The 18513-nt window shown below is 36.2% G+C and carries 18 protein-coding genes; 4 read left to right on the forward strand and 14 right to left on the reverse strand.

The features are described 5' to 3' along the window. Positions 1–44: 44 nt before the first annotated feature. The 9 genes from atpG to ABY905_RS01330 form a co-directional block, all read right to left on the reverse strand. Entirely contained in the window at positions 45–920 is an 876-nt protein-coding gene (gene atpG / locus ABY905_RS01290; protein WP_372639617.1) for an ATP synthase F1 subunit gamma, read from the reverse strand. Between the two features lie 72 nt (positions 921–992). Further along, positions 993–2594: a F0F1 ATP synthase subunit alpha gene (atpA, locus tag ABY905_RS01295; protein ID WP_372639619.1), complete on the reverse strand. Its 1602-nt coding sequence runs from the start codon at positions 2592–2594 to the stop codon at positions 993–995. A gap of 154 nt (positions 2595–2748) precedes the next feature. Further along, a complete protein-coding gene (gene atpH / locus ABY905_RS01300; protein ID WP_372639621.1) occupies positions 2749–3282 on the reverse strand; it encodes an ATP synthase F1 subunit delta in 534 nt (177 codons plus the stop codon). 54 nt (positions 3283–3336) lie between these two features. Beyond that, a complete protein-coding gene (gene atpF / locus ABY905_RS01305) occupies positions 3337–3831 on the reverse strand; it encodes a F0F1 ATP synthase subunit B (protein ID WP_372639623.1) in 495 nt (164 codons plus the stop codon). 110 nt (positions 3832–3941) lie between these two features. Further along, positions 3942–4199 carry an ATP synthase F0 subunit C gene (atpE, locus tag ABY905_RS01310; protein WP_156190146.1) on the reverse strand — a complete coding sequence of 86 codons (258 nt, stop codon included), beginning with the start codon at positions 4197–4199 and terminating at the stop codon, positions 3942–3944. Positions 4200–4259: 60 nt separating this feature from the next. Further along, complete coding sequence (gene atpB / locus ABY905_RS01315) at positions 4260–5348, reverse strand: F0F1 ATP synthase subunit A (protein WP_372639625.1); 1089 nt, start codon at positions 5346–5348, stop codon at positions 4260–4262. Between the two features lie 730 nt (positions 5349–6078). Then, positions 6079–6324 carry an AtpZ/AtpI family protein gene (locus ABY905_RS01320; protein ID WP_372639627.1) on the reverse strand — a complete coding sequence of 82 codons (246 nt, stop codon included), beginning with the start codon at positions 6322–6324 and terminating at the stop codon, positions 6079–6081. Beyond that, positions 6302–6679, reverse strand: a complete 378-nt coding sequence (locus ABY905_RS01325; RefSeq protein ID WP_372639630.1) for a polymer-forming cytoskeletal protein — start codon at positions 6677–6679, stop codon at positions 6302–6304. The genes ABY905_RS01320 and ABY905_RS01325 overlap by 23 nt, the downstream gene beginning before the upstream one ends. 389 nt (positions 6680–7068) lie before the next feature. After that, positions 7069–7686: a glutathione peroxidase gene (locus ABY905_RS01330; protein WP_372639632.1), complete on the reverse strand. Its 618-nt coding sequence runs from the start codon at positions 7684–7686 to the stop codon at positions 7069–7071. Between the two features lie 217 nt (positions 7687–7903). Here ABY905_RS01330 and hemN point away from each other — a divergent pair, with 217 nt between their 5' ends. From hemN to ABY905_RS01345, 3 genes are all read left to right on the forward strand, one after another. Beyond that, positions 7904–9268 (forward strand): oxygen-independent coproporphyrinogen III oxidase, encoded by a 1365-nt coding sequence (gene hemN / locus ABY905_RS01335; RefSeq protein WP_372639634.1) that lies wholly within the window; start codon positions 7904–7906, stop codon positions 9266–9268. Between the two features lie 51 nt (positions 9269–9319). Continuing rightward, positions 9320–10669 (forward strand): YihY/virulence factor BrkB family protein, encoded by a 1350-nt coding sequence (locus tag ABY905_RS01340; protein ID WP_372639636.1) that lies wholly within the window; start codon positions 9320–9322, stop codon positions 10667–10669. 150 nt (positions 10670–10819) lie between these two features. Further along, positions 10820–11602, forward strand: coding sequence for a hypothetical protein (locus ABY905_RS01345; protein WP_372639638.1), 783 nt, complete (start codon positions 10820–10822; stop codon positions 11600–11602). A 55-nt stretch (positions 11603–11657) separates the two neighbouring features. Here ABY905_RS01345 and ABY905_RS01350 read toward each other — a convergent pair whose 3' ends face one another. The 4 genes from ABY905_RS01350 to ABY905_RS01365 all read right to left on the reverse strand — a co-directional run bounded on the left by ABY905_RS01350 (position 11658) and on the right by ABY905_RS01365 (position 15434). After that, a complete protein-coding gene (locus ABY905_RS01350; RefSeq protein ID WP_372639640.1) occupies positions 11658–12674 on the reverse strand; it encodes a branched-chain amino acid aminotransferase in 1017 nt (338 codons plus the stop codon). 126 nt (positions 12675–12800) lie between these two features. Next, entirely contained in the window at positions 12801–13601 is an 801-nt protein-coding gene (locus ABY905_RS01355) for a DUF2797 domain-containing protein (protein WP_372639642.1), read from the reverse strand. Positions 13602–13625: 24 nt separating this feature from the next. Further along, complete coding sequence (locus tag ABY905_RS01360; protein ID WP_372639644.1) at positions 13626–14135, reverse strand: peroxiredoxin family protein; 510 nt, start codon at positions 14133–14135, stop codon at positions 13626–13628. 42 nt (positions 14136–14177) lie between these two features. Then, positions 14178–15434, reverse strand: coding sequence for a peptidase U32 family protein (locus ABY905_RS01365; protein ID WP_372639646.1), 1257 nt, complete (start codon positions 15432–15434; stop codon positions 14178–14180). Between the two features lie 671 nt (positions 15435–16105). Between ABY905_RS01365 and ABY905_RS01370 the strand changes: the two genes are divergently transcribed. Further along, positions 16106–17380: a KamA family radical SAM protein gene (locus tag ABY905_RS01370; RefSeq protein ID WP_372639648.1), complete on the forward strand. Its 1275-nt coding sequence runs from the start codon at positions 16106–16108 to the stop codon at positions 17378–17380. Between the two features lie 83 nt (positions 17381–17463). On the opposite strand, the gene ABY905_RS01375 is transcribed toward ABY905_RS01370, so the two are convergent. Next, the gene (locus ABY905_RS01375; RefSeq protein ID WP_372639650.1) at positions 17464–18099 is read right to left on the reverse strand and encodes a DEAD/DEAH box helicase; all 636 of its coding nucleotides are present in this window, start codon (positions 18097–18099) and stop codon (positions 17464–17466) included. Positions 18100–18513: the final 414 nt, after the last annotated feature.

Here is an 18513-nt window from a genome sequence, read left to right on the forward strand (position 1 = left end):
CCCGCTCAATGAGCAGGGATGCAACGGTTTTCGTTGTTAATATTTTATTGAGCAAGAGCATTCGCGCCAGAAACAATCTCGAGGATTTCATTGGTAATTGCGGCTTGTCGAGCTTGATTATAATGCAACTTCATCTCTTGAATTAAATCAGTGGCATTATCAGTTGCCTTATGCATCGATGTCATTCTGGCTCCGTGCTCTGAAGCAACAGAATCCAGCATTGCGCCAAAAAACTGTGTTTTCAATGATTTTGGAATTAATTCGCCTATAATGGTTTCTTTTTCAGGCTCAAAAATATAGTCCGATTGAGCTGTGGAATCATCGCTTTCACTAGTAACAATTGGCAAAAACTGCTCATTAGTTAAAATTTGAACACCAGCATTTTTAAACCGATTATAAACTAGTTCAACTCTATCGTATTTACCAGCAACATACTCTTCCATTATAGAACTAGCAATCGCAGACGTGCTTTCGAAGTTCATATCATCAAAAAGTTCATTGTGGTGGCCAATTACTTGATGAACTTTAGATATATCTTTAAAGCCTTGCTTACCAATTGCTAGAATCTTAAAGTTTCCTTCAGTTTTCTGCTTTGAGTAAACATCTCTAGAGAGTTCATTTACACGCTTAAGAACATTTGAATTAAAAGCACCACACAAACCCTTATTCGAAGTTATGGCAACTAACAAAACCTTTTCAGCCTTACGTTCAGCACCATAAATATTATCCTCAGAATCACTTAAGCTTCCTGATAAATTTCCAAGTATTTCTTGTAATTTATCAGCATAGGGGCGAATTTGCACAATAGCATCCTGAGCTTTCTTCAGCTTAGCTGCCGAAACCATTTTCATAGCAGCAGTAACCTGTTTGGTTTTCTCTACGGATGATATTCTTGTACGTATTTCCTTTAAATTGGCCATTTCAATTTAATTAGTAATTATCAATTAGTAATTGCAAACTATTCATTACTAATTGATAATTGTTAATTGATACTATTTATACTTTTCAGTTACTTCAGCAGCAACTTTGCGCATTGTATCTTGTGCCTGGTCTGTATATTTTCCAGTTGCCAATTCGTTTAACACTTCCTTGTGCTTCAACTCCATCAAATCCAAGAAATCTTTCTCAAATTCCTTAGTTTTTTCAACAGGAACATGACGTAATAAACCTTGACTACCACAGAACAAGATAGCTACCTGTTTCTCAACAGAATAAGGTGAATATTGTCCTTGCTTTAAAATCTCAACATTTTTAGCACCTTTATTAAGCACCGATAGAGTTGCAGCATCCATATCAGAACCAAACTTAGAGAAAGCTTCAAGTTCACGATACTGAGCTTGATCAAGCTTAAGTGTACCAGCCACTTTCTTCATCGACTTAATTTGTGCATTACCACCCACACGAGATACCGAAATACCAACGTTAATTGCTGGACGAATACCTGCGTTAAATAGGTCTGATTCAAGGAAAATTTGTCCGTCTGTAATCGAAATTACATTGGTTGGAATATAAGCAGAAACGTCTCCTGCCTGAGTCTCAATAATTGGTAAAGCAGTTAACGAACCACCACCCTTAATAATTGATTCTCCATTCTCATCCTTAGCATCTATCAAACTCTGAGGCAAGTCATTCATCTGACGAGCAATATCATCAGAATTAATAATTTTTGCAGCACGCTCTAATAAACGTGAATGAAGGTAAAATACATCACCTGGGTATGCTTCACGCCCTGGTGGACGACGAAGCAATAGTGAAACCTCACGGTATGAAACCGCCTGTTTCGATAAATCATCATATATAATCAATGCTGGACGACCTGTATCACGGAAAAATTCTCCGATACAGGCCCCGGCAAATGGTGCGTAAAATTGAAGTGCAGCAGGATCAGCAGCCGTAGCCATCACAATAACTGTATAAGCCATTGCACCATGATCCTCGAGTGTTTTGGCAATATTAGCTACAGTAGAACCTTTTTGTCCAATTGCAACATAGACACAAAAAACAGGCTCTCCTCTGTCGTAGAATTCTTTCTGATTGATAATGGTATCGATCGCAATGGCAGTTTTACCTGTCTGACGGTCACCAATAATCAACTCACGTTGTCCTCTACCAATAGGAATCATCGCATCAACCGATTTCAAACCTGTTTGAAGAGGCTCGTTTACGGGCTGACGGTACAAAACACCTGGCGCTTTACGTTCCAGTGGCATTTCGTATGTTTCACCTTGTATTGGACCTTTACCATCTATAGGTTCGCCTAGAGTATTGATCACACGTCCTAACATACCTTCACCCACATTGATGGAAGCAATTCGTTTAGTACGTTTCACTGTATCGCCTTCTTTAATCCCTTGAGTTTCGCCAAGCAGTACCGCTCCGACATTATCCTCTTCAAGATTTAGAACAATACCTAACACACCATTCTGAAATTCGATTAGTTCGTTTGACCCAACGTGTGACAAACCGTAAATACGGGCAATTCCATCACCCACTTGTAGTACGGTTCCAACTTCTTCAAGTTGTGCTTCTGTTTTTAGACCTTCTAATTGCTGCATTAGAATTTCCGAAACTTCAGCAGGTTTAATACTAGCCATATTTTTTTGCTTTTGTTACGATTCAAGAATTATATATGAGATTCAAGATCCTCTTTAAAGTAGGGTCAAAGGCTAATATAACCTATCTTAAACATCAAAATTATTTAATTATTCATTGTCATAAAAAATAACTCTTAATTAGAGTCAAATTCTACTAGATTAATGCTCTCTTAATTTGATTCAATTGATTCGATACACTTACATCCAATTCCTGATCATCAACTCGAAGAATAAAACCGCCTATAATATCCTTATCAAGAACTTCTTCTAATTCAATTTGCGAATTAAAAGCTTTCTTAAGCATTTCACTTAGCTTCGTTTTATCATCCCCATCAACTAGACCAGCAGTTGTCAATTTTGCTGATACAATACCTTTGTCTTTTCGGCATAAATCAAAAAAATTACGTACCATATCCTTAATGAAAATTTCACGTCGATTTTCAAAGACCATGTCAATAAAATTCAGACTAATAGCATCAAGCTTATCAGCTAAGACCAATTTGACTGCCTTTCGTTTCTGAGATGTTTTAACCACCGGGCTTTCAACCATCAGCCAAAAATCTTTAACTGTACTGCAAAGCTCACCAACAAGTTTCATGTCACCCACCAAAGTGTCCAGCACATTCTTTTCCTTTCCTAATAGGAAAAGAGCTTTTGCATATCGAACCGAGATTTTACTTTCGTTCATATCTTCTAATTAATTGCAATCCTCAAAAGGGATAGATGTTCAACTTCCAGAGAATTAATTGATATTTACTTCCTTCATCAACTTCTGGAAATAATCCTTTTGTTGCTGATCATCTTCGAATTGGCGACGTAAAACTTTCTCAGCTATCTCTACTGAAAGATTAGCTACCTGAGTTTTAATTTCACTTAATGCTGCTACTTTATCGCTTTCGATAGCCTGACGAGCTGATTCAACAACCTTTTCTGCTTCTTCAGTTGCTTTAGTCTTGGCTTCCCTAACAATTTGTTCACCCAATTCCTTAGCCTCTTTAAGCATGCCCTCTCTTTCACGTCTGGCTTCTTTCAATATTATAAGATTATCAGCCTGCAATTTAGCCATCTCTCCTTTTGCAATTTCTGCAGAAAGAAGCGCTTCCTTAATAGAGTTATTACGTTCCTCAATTGCGTCAACAATTGCTGGCCAGGCATATTTCTTCAATAGAAAAAACACACTTGCAAAAGCAATAAACATCCATATGAAAGTTCCCAATTCGGGAGTTACTAAGCCCATAGTATTCTATATTAATAATTACAACTTGTAATTAATGATTTAAAATTGAAATGTTGGTACCCACAATTTGTCGCCGACAACCTCATTGAACAAATTGTGGGATAATACTATTAAAGTACGATAGCCAACAAACAAATGATAATTGCAAAGAAAGCAGCACCTTCAATAAGAGCAGCAGCAACAATCATGTTTGAACGAATATCTCCAGCAGCTTCTGGTTGACGGGCGATACTCTCAAGAGCAGATCCACCAATCTTACCAATACCGATACCAGCAGCAATAGCAGCTAAACCTGCGCCAATAGCAGCACCAAACTTTGCAAGACCTGCAGTTGCAGCGGCCTGAAGAATAATTGATAATGTAATCATGATAATTTAGTTTAAAATTTATAAAACTATAAAGTCTCCCGAAGGAGTTTGATTCAATTTTTAATGATGCTCTTCTACTGCCATTCCAAAATAAAGAGCAGATAAAAGGGTAAACACATAAGCTTGGATTAAGGCGACAAGCAATTCAAGCACATCCATGAAAATGACAAAGAATACTGAAATTACAGATGTTCCCATTCCAAGTGCTGGACTCATTTCTCCAAAAATAAAGATCAAAGAAACAAAGGCCAATACAATCATGTGACCTGCAGTGATGTTTGCAAAAAGTCGAACCATTAAGACGAATGGTTTTGTGAACACCCCCATCAATTCAACCAGTGGCATCAAAGGAATTGGGTATTTTAACCACCAAGGCACCCCAGGTGTATTAAAAATATGTTTCCAATAATTTTTATTACCATTTACTGTTGTGATTATAAATGTAAACAGAGCTAAAACCATCGTAATGGTAATGTTTCCTGTCACATTAGCTCCACCTGGAATAAATGGCACAAGTCCCATTAAATTATTCAACCAAATAAAGAAAAAGATGGTTAACAAGAATGGAACGAATTTTTTATATTTCTTTTCGCCAATTGCAGGTTTTGCAATTTCATCAATTACAAAAACAATTATAGGTTCAAGATATGCCTGAAGACCTTTAGGCTCCAACCCTTTTCTTTTGGTATACGCTTTAGCAACTGATAGGAAGACCCATAGAAGAAAAATCATAGATAATAACATCGACACAACATTCTTTGTCATGGAAATGTCAAAGGGACGTACTTGATGACCGTTAACCATCTCAACGACCTTGCCTCTATATTCACCTTCCTTAGCCAGTTCAAATCCTTTATAAGATGAATGCCCGTGATGAAAATTGCTCGACATGAAAACATGAAAACCAGACTGCTCAGAATAAACAATGACTGGCAAAGGGGCTGTAAAGTGGAAATCTCCATAGGAAAAGACATGCCAATCGTAAGCATCGGCGATGTGATCCATTATAAAGTTTCCGGGTTCAAATTTCTTTTTTTTGTGGCTTTCCTGCTGAGTCTCATGTTCATGCTCATTACTAACTGAAGCAAAAGCAGGAGTTAGACAAGTAAAAAAGAATGCGATAAGTAAAAGTCGATGAATGTGCTTCATTCCATTCGAAAATATCAGATTAATAAAACGGTCGCTTACTTGCTAATGACACAAGACAAAACCGGAAATAACTTAAAATCAACCAAGAACAGTTCATGGTGAAAACATGATGTATTTCTCTTCTTTTAAGGCCCTTTTTTTAAGCCCTCCAAATTTAATAAAAAAAAGACATAAGATACCAACTTGTCTTTATTTATCTCACTTTGACTTCAAACTCTTTACTAAAGACGTGACTTCGAATACAGTATAAAAGATGTAACAGACGGCAAAATAGATTACAAAACTAAGAGCTTCCAATCTATTAGTAAGAACAAAAATTATTATAATCGTCAGATTTAGGAAAAGTTTAATAGCAAACCATGCCATAAAACTAGTATTAAAAGCCATCGGGCTTTTTTCTTTCGTCTTGACTAAGGCAGAATGTTGAATCAGATTAAAGACGAAAAAATATAGTAAAATGAAAGGGAAAATAGGATTGAACCAAGGATTTAGTGTTTCATAAAACAAAGCTACAGTAAGAACTAAAAGAAATAAGGTCAGAAGTCCCAGGCGGGAAATATGTTTTTTCATGTATTGTATTTTTTTAAAGATCACATGGAAGTCGCCTAAATAAACATTGCTGTGTATTATTTTTTTCAAATGGCTCGTTTCATGAGTTTCAGGATTAAATTGTTTTTTAAGCTATACAACTGCTCAAAATTTTCATGAAAATACATAAAGTCCTCATATTTTAACTATCCTTTTTAAGAAAATCCTTTAGGGCTATATATAAAGAAAGTATCACCCCCAGAAATGCACCAAAAACTGTAAAACCCGGGAAATCGTTTCCCAAATATTTATCAGCTTGCATACCTGCGAACAATACTAACAATATAATGGCAATCATTTGAAATGCTAAGCCTGAATACTTAGCAGCTTCTCGTAATTGCCTTTTTTTCTTTTCGGCGTCTAGCTTATTTGACTGCTTTTTTTTCATCCTTTACGACTGCTTCATTTCCCATCTTACAAGTTCCAGTAAATTTGGCACCTGGTTCTACCGAAATTTTAACGGTATTGATATTACCCAAGACTAGAGCTGATGATTTAAGGCTAATAATTTCACTGACGTGAACATTTCCTTCAATACGACCAGAAACATCAAGTGTTTGACATGTGATATCGCCTTCAACCTTACCAGTAGGACCAACAACAACCTTACCTTTAACAATGATTTTTCCTTTTACAAAGCCATCAATTCTAATATCTCTTGACGCTTCAATATCCCCCGTGATAGATGTTCCATCACAAACTAAATTAACTGCTGTTGTTTGTACTTCGTTATTTCTGCTCATTTTATTATTGCTTTTAAACATTTTCATCTTCAATTTTTGAGTCTAGCTAAATAATCCTTCAGTCACATCAATTTTTATCAAGCAGGAATCTAATCCTATAAAAACAGAACGCTTATCCATTATGAATGAGTATTGATCAAAATATCGCATCGTATTTTCTAGTTCCACAAATATAAAAAAAGCAAACATACCTACATCTTTTTTTAGCTTTTTTTAATTTTCACTCCCTGCTTTCTGTTAAACCCATTGTACTCTTACTAATTTATCCTTTAATTTCGCTTCATATCATTAACGAACTAATTGACACTTAATTGAGAATATTTCAAAAATAATGCCCTTAAAAAAGGGCATTATTTATTTTAAGAAAAAGGTCTTCAAGCTTGGTCTGTCTATAAATCGCTTAACATACCAGCTATTTCTTTTTCAAAATCTTTTGGAGCAATATTGGGCTCAATACGACGAACAAGCTTGCCGCTCCTATCAAAAACAAATTTGGTAAAATTCCATTTTACACCATCACCTTCATAAATTTCAGGGAATTTTCCACTTAAAAATGATTTGAATTTTTGTCCTGATGCAGAATCATCAAAACCCTTAAAAGGTTTTTCAGTCGTCATCATCTTATATAAAGGGTGAGCATTTTCACCTCTTACTTCAATCTTTTCAAACATTGGGAAACTAACACCATAGTTCTTTTGACAAAATGCAGCAATATCGGACGAGCTACCTGGCTCCTGTTCTAAAAACTGATTGCAAGGTATACCTAAAATAACCAATCCTTGACCTTTATATTTCTTATACATGGTTTCCAAACCTTTGTACTGAGGGGTTAAACCACAATTACTAGCCGTGTTTACTACAATCACAACTTTCCCTTTATAAGAACTCATTGGGACCTCTTCACCAGATAAGGATTTAAGCTTATAATCGAAGAATTTATCTTGAGCTTGTAATGGCAGTGTAAATAAAACGGCCAAAATTATTGTGCAAATACTTAGTGCTTTCATTTAATCTATCTTTAAAAATTCAAAATGCAAGTTATTCAATAATCATGAAATAAAAGACATTTACATCTTAAATTTTAGTAATAAATGATTACTAATGGAAATTCTCTCAGAAAGAAAATCAAGAAAACAGAATCGAAGCGTAAGTTTCAACATTCGCAAAAAAAGATATCTTTGTATCAATCAGTAATGAATTTGCTAACGGTCAAGTCAGAATATTATGGATAGAGAAGCATTAATAGATAAGTACAACGTTCCAGTTCCAAGATACACAAGTTACCCAACTGTTCCGTTTTGGGGAGATGATAAACCTGATGTTGATAAATGGTTCCAGCTAGTGAAACGTTGCTTTAACGAGTCGAATAAAACTAAAGGGATCAGTATCTATATACACCTGCCTTATTGTGAACGTTTATGTACCTATTGTGCCTGCACCAAAGTAATCACACGCGATCATAAGGTTGAAGATTCTTATATTGATGCTCTCCTTCAAGAGTGGAACATCTATATGGAGCAGTTTGACGAAAAACCTATCTTAAGAGAACTCCATTTAGGTGGTGGAACGCCAACTTTCTTTAATCCAGAAAATCTGAAACGGTTAATCAACGGAATTAAATCGAGTGCTGATTTGCATCCTGAGTACGAGTTCAGTTTCGAAGGTCATCCAAACAATACAACTCGTGAACATATGCAAGCTCTTTATGAGGTTGGTTTCCGTAGAGTTAGTTTTGGAGTACAAGATTTCGACCCTGAAGTCCAAAGAGTTATCAATCGAATTCAATCTTACGAAACAGTGAAAGAAGTAACTGAGATTGCTCGTGAAATTGGCTATCATTCGGTGAATTACGATTTGATTTATGGTTTACCTAAGCAAGAGATAGGCTCAGTAAAGGATACTTTTGATAAAGTTTCTGAACTTAAACCAGATAGAATTGCCTACTATTCATACGCTCATGTACCCTGGAAGAGTAAGGGACAGCGTTTATTTACTGAAGAAGATATTCCAGATAGCTCTGGTAAAAGAGCTCTTTACGAATTAGGTAAAACAAAACTTGCTGAACTTGGTTACGATGACGTTGGTATGGACCATTTTTCGTTGCCTCATGATAATTTATATCAAGCTAAACTTGAGAAGCGTTTACACAGAAACTTTATGGGATACAACACATCTCATACAGAACTATTGATTGGTTTAGGCGCCTCATCTATTTCTGATGCGAAATATGCTTACGCACAAAATCCTAAAGAAATTCATTTATACAAAGCCGCTTCTGAAAAAGGGGTGCTCGATTTGGTTAAAGCTTGCTATCTAACGGATGAAGACTTGCAGGTTAAAAAGGCTATTCTCGATATTTCGTGTAGAAGAGAACTTGTTTTTTCTAATGACTTAAAGCCATATCTGCCTGAAACAATTGAGAAAGAACTCCGGGTTATGTCAGATGAAGGCATCTTAAGTTTCGATTCTAATAAACTAGAAGTATCTGACTTAGGAATGACTTTCTTAAGAAACATCTGTAAGCTCTTTGATAATAGATTGAGAAATGCCAAATCTGGTGAAAGTAATATGTTTTCTAAAGCAATCTAATTTTGTAGCTTTACATAGCAACAGACAATTGTTATCTAAAACATCAGCATAATGATCAACAAAATTAAAACCCACTTCAACCAACTTATGAACTTCCTGAGTCAGGGTGTTTGGAGTATGCGTTTAAAAGATCTATCAGGATCTCGTTACTTTCTATTGAGACAACTGAGAATCTACTTATTAGCTATTAAGGGTTTTTACGAGGATAAGTGTCAGTTGAGAGCTTCGGCTCTTACCTTTTATTCGCTTTTATCCATTGTTCCTGTTTTGGCTATGTTTTTTGGGATTGCCAAAGGTTTCGGAATGGATAAGCTTCTCGAAAAAGAATTGACCAAAAGCCTTTCTGGTCAAGAGGAAGTGTTATCCTGGCTAATTGAGTTTGCCAATAAGATGCTTGGGAATACCAAAGGAACATTAATGGCCGTTCTTGGTTTTGTGATTCTATTTTGGGCTGTTGTTAAAGTCCTCAGTAATATCGAAGAGGCTTTTAACGATGTATGGCAAATAAAAAAAGGGCGTAGTTGGGGGCGTAAATTCTCAGACTACACCTCTATCATGATTTTTGGTCCTATTTTACTTGTAGGATCCAGTGCTGTTACTGTTTTTATCAAATCTCAGGTCAGTGGTTTTATCGATGGAAATACCATCCTTGAGATGGTTGGTCCCCTGTTATTTTTCTTAATCAACTTGATTCCTTATATCCTTGTTTGGGTACTTTTTACAATTATATATGTGTTTATGCCCAATACCAGAGTTAGCCTCAAGTCTGGTATTTTAGCTGGTGTTGTGGCTGGAACTATTTATCAAATCCTACAGATTCTTTATATCGAATTTCAAGGAAGTGTGACGTCATACAATGCCATTTACGGTAGTTTTGCTGCCCTTCCATTATTTCTCATGTGGCTACAATTAAGTTGGCTTGTGGTTCTCTTTGGTGCTGAAATCTCCTTTGCTGAGCAAAATGTTGAGAGCTATGAATTCGAGGCCGAGTCTACACAAATCTCCTACAGTTTCCGTCGATTACTGAGTTTGATAATTACTCATAAGATTGTCCGAAATTTCACTCAAGACAATCGTCCTTACCGTTCAAAAGATATTTCACATGAATTAGAATTACCTATACGTTTAACACGAGAAATATTATTTAATTTAGTAAATTGTGGTCTGATTTCAGAATTAACAACAGAAAGAGATAAGGAAATGGCCTATGCACCAGCCTTTGACATTTCAGATATGAGTTTAAATAGAGTGATTAATTCATTGGAAGAATATGGCTCAGATGATATTCCGGTGAAAAAGGATAGAGTTTTTGATACCTTAACTCATCTAATAAGTGGGTACAAGACAAGTTTTGAACAACAAAGTGGAAATGTGCTGTTGAAAGATGTTGAGATGGATTGATAATTTGTTCAACTATTAAAAGAATGATGTAAATGGGAAAACTCAATATCTAAATTGAAACAACTGGACCCATCACATTTCCATCTATTGATTGATTTGAGAAAATAAAAGGACTATAAGTATATCACATTTATACTAAACGAAACCCTCATGATTCGATTAATATCAATACTCTTAACGTGCTTCATATTAAACACTTCTTGTTCTTCAAAATCTAAAGAACAGACAAAGCATAACTGCCCAAAAAAAAAGGAAGACTGCCCTGAGCTTGTGGAATTCAATTCACTCGACTCCCTTAAAATCTCAGCTCATCTCTATCAAATTGATGATAGCTCACCTGTTATTTTACTTTGCCATCAGGCTCGTTTTAATAAATTTGAATATGCTGGCATCGCAGAGCGCTTAAATAAAATGGGTTATAATTGCATGGCAATAGATCAACGTTCTGGTGGCCCAATAGGCGATAAACAGAACCTCACTTATCTAAGAGCTAGAAAACTAAATAAAAGCGTTGACTATATAGATGCCGAACCCGACATTAGAGCCTCCGTTCTATATTTATCAGATAAATTCAAATCAAAAATTATTCTTTGGGGAAGTTCTTACTCGTCAACATTAGCCTTGTATTTGGCTGCGGACATGGTTGAAGTCAGTACTGTGCTTTCATTTAGCCCTGGAGATTATATGGCTGATAAAAAGGGAAGCTTGGTAAATGTCCTCAAAGATTTTGAGAAACCTATGTTTTTAACAAGTTCAAAGCATGAAGCTAAAGGTGTCAGTCAATTGCTCGATAAGCACAAACTAACAAAAAATCAAATTCAATTTATCCCAGAAGGAAATGGACATCATGGTTCCCGCACCCTTTGGATCAATCAAATTGGAGGTGAAGAATATTGGATAGCAGTAGCCCTATTCCTAAAACAACTGAAATAAAAAAGAGGGAGTTCAATATGAACTCCCTCTCCTGTATTTATCTAAATCGAATTGATTAAAATTCGATGATTGTATTCCAATTATGCTTATCTTCAATAGTTCCGTACTGAATTCCACGTAGTGTTTCGTACAATTTGAAACTTGTTTTACCAGCCTCATCACCATAGAAATAATCTACATTCTTATCAGCATCAACAATCTTACGGATTGGAGAAATAACTGCAGCAGTACCACAAGCACCCGCTTCAGTAAAGTCAGCCAATTCTTCAACAGTAATTGGTCTGCGCTCAACAGTCATACCCATATCTTCAGCAATCTGACACAAACTTTTGTTTGTAATAGAAGGTAAAATTGAGTTTGATTTTGGAGTTACATAAGAGTTACCCTTAATTCCGAAGAAGTTAGCAGGTCCACACTCATCGATATATTTCTTTTCCTTAGCATCTAAGAAAAGTACTGCAGAATATCCCTCATTATGTGCACGTGTTCCACCTCTTAAAGATGAAGCATAGTTACCACCAACTTTGATAGTACCTGTTCCCTGTGGAGCAGCACGATCGTACTCACGATAAATCACGTAGTCAGTTGGCTTGAAACCTTCCTTAAAATAAGGACCTACTGGCATTACAAATACAGCGAATGTGTATTCAGGAGCTGGGTTAACACCCACCTGAGGACCATTCCCGAAAAGAACTGGACGAATATAAAGAGAAGCTCCAGACTCATATGGAGGAATCCATCTTTCATTCAATTTGATTGCTTTAGTTACCGCCTCCTGGAACAAGTCCAAAGGCATTTCAGCCATCATGATACCGTTAGATGAATTCTGAAGACGTTTTCCATTCTCATCGATACGGAATACTCTTACTTTTCCATCAGGACCTTTAAATGCTTTTAAACCTTCGAATGCTTGCTGTCCGTAATGTAAGCCTGTAGCAGCAATGTGCACATTTACTTGATCAGATGAAGATATTTCTAATTCTCCCCATTTTCCATCACGATAGTTACAACGTACATTATAATCAGTTTTAGTATAACCAAAACCAAATTCTTTCCAGTTTATATTTTCCATTTTACTTCAGAATTTTACGATTAGTAAAGGATATTTATTGTGTTTTGTTTTATTTAAGTATAAAATACTCAAGACAAAGATATTAAGAAATCTGATCTTTTTACCTTCAATTTATCTCATTTTTCTCTATTCTACTTTCAATTCAACAAAATATCCATTGTGTTTCCGAATATTCATAACTTTACCGCCTTTAAACAATAGGTACTGCCCTTTAATTCCCTGCAATTCTCCTTCGAAAGAGTCGACTTTATCAAAACTAAGGCTGGTAACTTTCTCAGGATATTGCTCGACTGGATAATTAAGATCATAAACGTTATCATCATCACTCACATATTGCTGAAGTTCAAGGTGAAGTAATTCAGCCGCTCTTGCCTTTTCAAGCTTTAGGTCAACTGTTACCTCTCCTTCGTTTTTTAGCATGGCTCTCCAATTGGTCTTATCAGCAAAATGTTCTTTCAAAGCAACCTCGATAATCCCCGCAATATGACGATTAGGTGTTTTAGCAAGCTTTATAGCAGCTACAGCTCCCTGATCAATCCATCGGGTTGGGATTTGTGATTCACGTGTTACACCCACCTTTAAATTGCTCGAAAAGGCCAAGTAAACGTAGTGAGGTTTCAAAGAATGCTCCTTAGACCATTCCATATCACGTGAAATTCCCAAATGGGATTCATCTAGTTCAGGATTCATGATGCTTGCATCGGTTTGTGGCAAACTTGTGAAACAAGTATAACAATACCCCTGAGAGAATGATGTTTTGGTTTTCTTACCACAATGCACACAGTTGATTTGGTGCTGATAAGTCCAGGTCAGTTTTTTACCAATGAGCGTGTTCATATCAACAAAATCATCACCTATAGGAAGTTCGTATATTATAACATCCTTAAGCTGTGTACGCATCTTAAACAAGTTCCCTTTATATTGCATCGTTAAGTCGAATTAGTTTTAAATCTATTCTTTTATTGCCTTTTCAATTATCATCATCATTTCATCAAGCTCTTTTTGTGAGAAGCCTTTTCCCTGAAAAATAATCTGCCCTTCTTTGTTGATGATATAATTTCGTGGGATGTATTTCTCAGCATATTTCGCATAAATCTGACGTTGTGGATCAGCAGCAATTGGGAAAGTGAATTTCTTCGCAGATTGAAACTTTTTTAATTCTGCTTTTGTATGCTCACGGCCAATAGAAATCATCTTAAAATTCTCATTCTTAAATCGAGGCCACAACTGATTTTCAAGCTCAGGTAACTCATTCATACAAGGCCCACACCAGGTTGCGAAGAAGTTTACAAGAACAACTTTCCCTTTCATATCTGAAAGCTTAAACTGCTCACCGTCCAAACTTGTCACCGTAAAATCGGGTGCAACTTGTCCTTTTTTGGTTAAGTTACCTTCATTCTCATCAGCCCATAAACTAGTTGTAAAAACCAAGGCAAGTACTAGTAATAAAAATCTTTTCATTAGTCAGCTTTTAGTTGTTTGGTGGTCGGGTTATTTCATTGTTTATTGACGCAAATCATCATGAGCATCAACAATCTTATAAAGTTTATCTGATCGGCGAATCACAGTATCAAGCGCAATAGAAAAACTATCTCCTTTAACGGCTTTTTCTACAGGTTTTAAATCCACACGAATCTCTTCTATAGTCGTTTCAACAACTCCAGTTGTTGGACCCGTGATCAGAATTTTATCACCTACAAATAGTTCCTGAGACTCTAATAAAAACTCTGCTACCTTAATTTTATTAAAATAGTTGGTTCCTTTTCCAATCAACATCTTACGTTTGGTCGCACGATTTCCGTACTCCGAACTCCATTCGCCAATTTTCTGTCCCATGTAGTAACCATCCCAGAAACCACGGTTGAAAACAGTAGATAATTCTTCTTTCCAAACGGCTATCTTCTCTTCACCATATGTACCATCCAGATAGGCGTCTACAGCTTCATTGTAACAGCTCAATACAGTTTTTACATATTCCGGAGAACGGGCTCGGCCTTCAAACTTAAGCACTCGAACCCCTGCATCTATCAATTTATTTACAAAACCAATAGTGCACAAATCCTTTGGAGACATGATGTATTGATTATCAATCTCAAGTTCATTTCCTGTTTCCTTTTCAGTTACAGTATAAGCCTTTCTGCAAGTTTGCATACAAGCCCCTCTGTTGGCAGATGAAGATTTTTCGTGAAGACTCAAGTAACATTTACCAGAAACGGCCATGCACAAAGCACCATGTGCAAACATCTCAATTTGAACCAATTCTCCCTTAGGACCTCGAATATCTTGCTTGACAATTTGATGGTAAATATTGGCGACCTGATCCAGGTTCAGTTCTCGAGCTAAAACGACCACATCAGCAAACTGAGAGTAGAATTTTACCGACTCGATATTGGTAATATTACACTGTGTTGAAATGTGCACTTCAACACCAATAGAACGAGCATATAAAATAGCAGCCACATCGGCAGCAATAACCGCAGTAACTCCATTCTCTTTAGCCGAATCGATCACTTCATGCATTAAATTCATCTCGTTATCGTACAGAACCGTATTCACTGTCAAGTAGGTTTTCACCTCATTCTCTTTACAGATCTTAACGATTTCGCGAAGATCATCTTTGGTGAAATTATTCGACGATCGGGCACGCATGTTCAATTGCTCAATGCCAAAATAAATGGAATTGGCTCCTCCTTGTATGGCTGCCATTAAGGATTCATATGATCCTACGGGTGCCATTAATTCTATATCTGTACGCTTCATGAATTTCTAATATGAACTATCAGATTTTACTCTTGATATGTAATGGAAAAGGTATACTTGAATTTTTTGCGATTCATCAATACCTTGTTAAAGTTTATTAATATAAATCAAATACTCCAAGTCTCAATAAAACAAGCTTAAGGAGGCTGAATTCCTGATTTTCAGCAAAAGTAATCTTTATCGGGCACTCATGCAAAATATTAAAAGAAAGACAAGTCTTTTATTTTAGTGTAAAGCTCACATCTATATTTGCTTAAAGCCCACAATTATTGTATTTTCGCCGCTAGCTATTATTGATTCTCGGAATTATCATCTTCCTTATTCACATTCGTTGAAAATTATTACAGGGAATAATTCCACTTCCGTACTATTTTATGGAACCTTATTGAAATATTTTCGTCCACTACATTAGGACATGTATCTTCATTATTGTTTTTGCTGATAGCTTTTTTAAGATTGTTTACAAGAAAATTGCTCTTGAAATAATTGTCATTTTATCCTAATCTACAGGATGGAATGAAGCTTTATTTTCTGACGCATAAGCTTTTTTCATATCGGAAACAGTCCATTTTAAACAGCTTCAGATATTCAATGCTTAATCGAAAAAGATTTGCCTCCGTTTGTCTGACGAATAGTATGAATAAGTTTACAACTAAAAACATATTTTTTTGATGAAGTATAAAGTTTATACACAAAAGACCTTTAAAAATATCCCTCAAATTAATCATCTAAGTGCTTTACAGATATTTGATATTGAAGTTTTAGGAGAGGTATTTCCATTTAAAGTAAACAACTATGTGATAGATGAATTGATTGATTGGGATAACTTTAGCGAAGATCCTATTTTTCGTCTAACTTTTCCGCAGAAGGGTATGCTTTCGACAAAACATTTCGATAAAATGGCTGAATTAATTCAGGCTAAGGCACCATTTAAAGAAATTACAAAAGCATCGAACGAAATCAGATTAACATTGAACCCAAACCCATCGGGACAGGCACATAATGTTCCCGAGTTGAATGGTGAAAAATTGATGGGTGCTCAGCATAAGTACAACGAAACGATGTTGTTTTTCCCAACTCAGGGTCAAACCTGCCATGCCTATTGTACATTCTGTTTTCGTTGGCCACAATTTACCAATCTGGAAGGTCTAAAATTCGCGATGAAGGAAATCGACCTGGTGATTGCCTACTTGCAAGAGCATACAGAAATTACCGATTTTCTGTTTACTGGTGGTGATCCCATGGTGATGAAATCGAAAGTTTTCAAAGCTTATGTTGATGCGATTCTTGAAGCTGATTTACCCAACCTTAAAACCATACGTATCGGTTCAAAGACGCTGGCTTACTGGCCATACCGATACACCAAGGACGAGGATGCGCAAGAACTACTTGGTGTATTCAGATCGATTACAGATGCAGGATTAAGCCTATCATTCATGGCACATTTCAATCACCTAAGCGAACTAAAAACCGCTGCTGTTGCTCTTGCAACTAAAGCTATTCGCGAAACTGGTGCTGTCATCAGAACGCAATCGCCTCTATTGAAACATTTGAACGACGATGCAGATATGTGGGCAAACATGTGGCGCAAACAGGTAGACATGGGTATGATTCCTTACTATATGTTTATGGCTCGTGAGACTGGAGCACAAGAATACTTTGGCTTAACTTTGGAAGAGGCTTGGAACATCTTTCGCGATGCTTATTCACAAGTGAGTGGTATTTGCCGAACGGTTCGTGGACCCGTTATGTCGGCAGATCCTGGTAAGGTTCAGGTATTGGGTATCACCGAAATTAATGGTGAAAAGCAATATGCTCTTAACTTTTTGCAAGGACGAAATCCGAAATGGGTAGGACAACCTTTCTTTGCTAAATATAACGATAAAGCACTTTGGTTAAGCGATCTTGAACCTGCATTTGCAGGTAAGTTCATGTTCGAAGACTAAGCTCAAAACAGACTAAACAGAAAGCCATCGCTCTATATAGAACGATGGCTTTTTATATTTTTCAGAAATTTCCTTTTCTCCTATTAGACTTCTTCTTCGTTAGCCTCTTCTTTAATTTCCACAATCTCTGGAGCAATCATATAATATTCCAAATAATCTTGAATGCGAACATTCATCTCCGTCGTAAAAACAATACGCTGAGTATTAGGCGTACTTGTTGTTAATCGATCTATCTGAGATGTGATTTCATGCTTAAACACCGCGTATCCATCGTCGACAATATACATTTTTAAACCATTCAAGTTCATTCCCGAATTGGAATAAAGTTCATTTAAGAATTTAGCAGGCCCAATTAACACATCGCAACCGGCATAAACTCTGTCGCGTTGCTTAAGTATATGCTCACCCTGAAAAACGGCAACTACACGTAAGCTGGTATCCTCAGTTAATAAATCGAACTGCTCTTTCATGGCCTCAGCTTTCGCTCTATCTTCCACAACGATTAAAGCTCTGGGAACATCCTCAAGAGCTTCTTTCAATTGCTGAATAACGGCAATAACAATGGCAGTGGTTTTACCTGATTGCTCAGGAGCGATAAACAGACAGTCGCGCCCACTTTTCATCTTACCTATTGACTTCTTTTGTATGGGAGTTGGCTTTTCGAATCCCTCTTGTTCGAGAGCAATTGTAAGCTGTTCGTCTAGTTTCTTTAAAAACATATCTTCTAATTAATCTGGTGCCATCAACACAACCCTTAAAATTAAGAACGATTGATGTCTAATTCAGGCACAAAGATGGCAATTATACCTAGCAAAGAGAAATTTAGGAGGAAAATAGCTTATTCCTTGTTCTTTAATCTTCGTTTTCGAATACTTTATTTTACAAAAAAAAAACACATAAAACCCTATCTTCAAGTATTTCCACAACCCAACTTTCAAACAAGCAAAAAGCCCACTACTACTACAACACACTAAAAATCAACACGCCTAATTAAAGAAATATTTCTTTTTTTTATTATCATTTTGTTAGACAGATTGAAAATCTTTTTAACTTTAATATAGATTATCACACTATTCTTTCTTATTCTAATCCTAAAAATTTATGTTATGAGCATAGAAAACAAAGTTAAAATA

Source organism: Ancylomarina sp., from assembly GCF_041555295.1.
GTDB lineage: Bacteria > Bacteroidota > Bacteroidia > Bacteroidales > Marinifilaceae > Ancylomarina.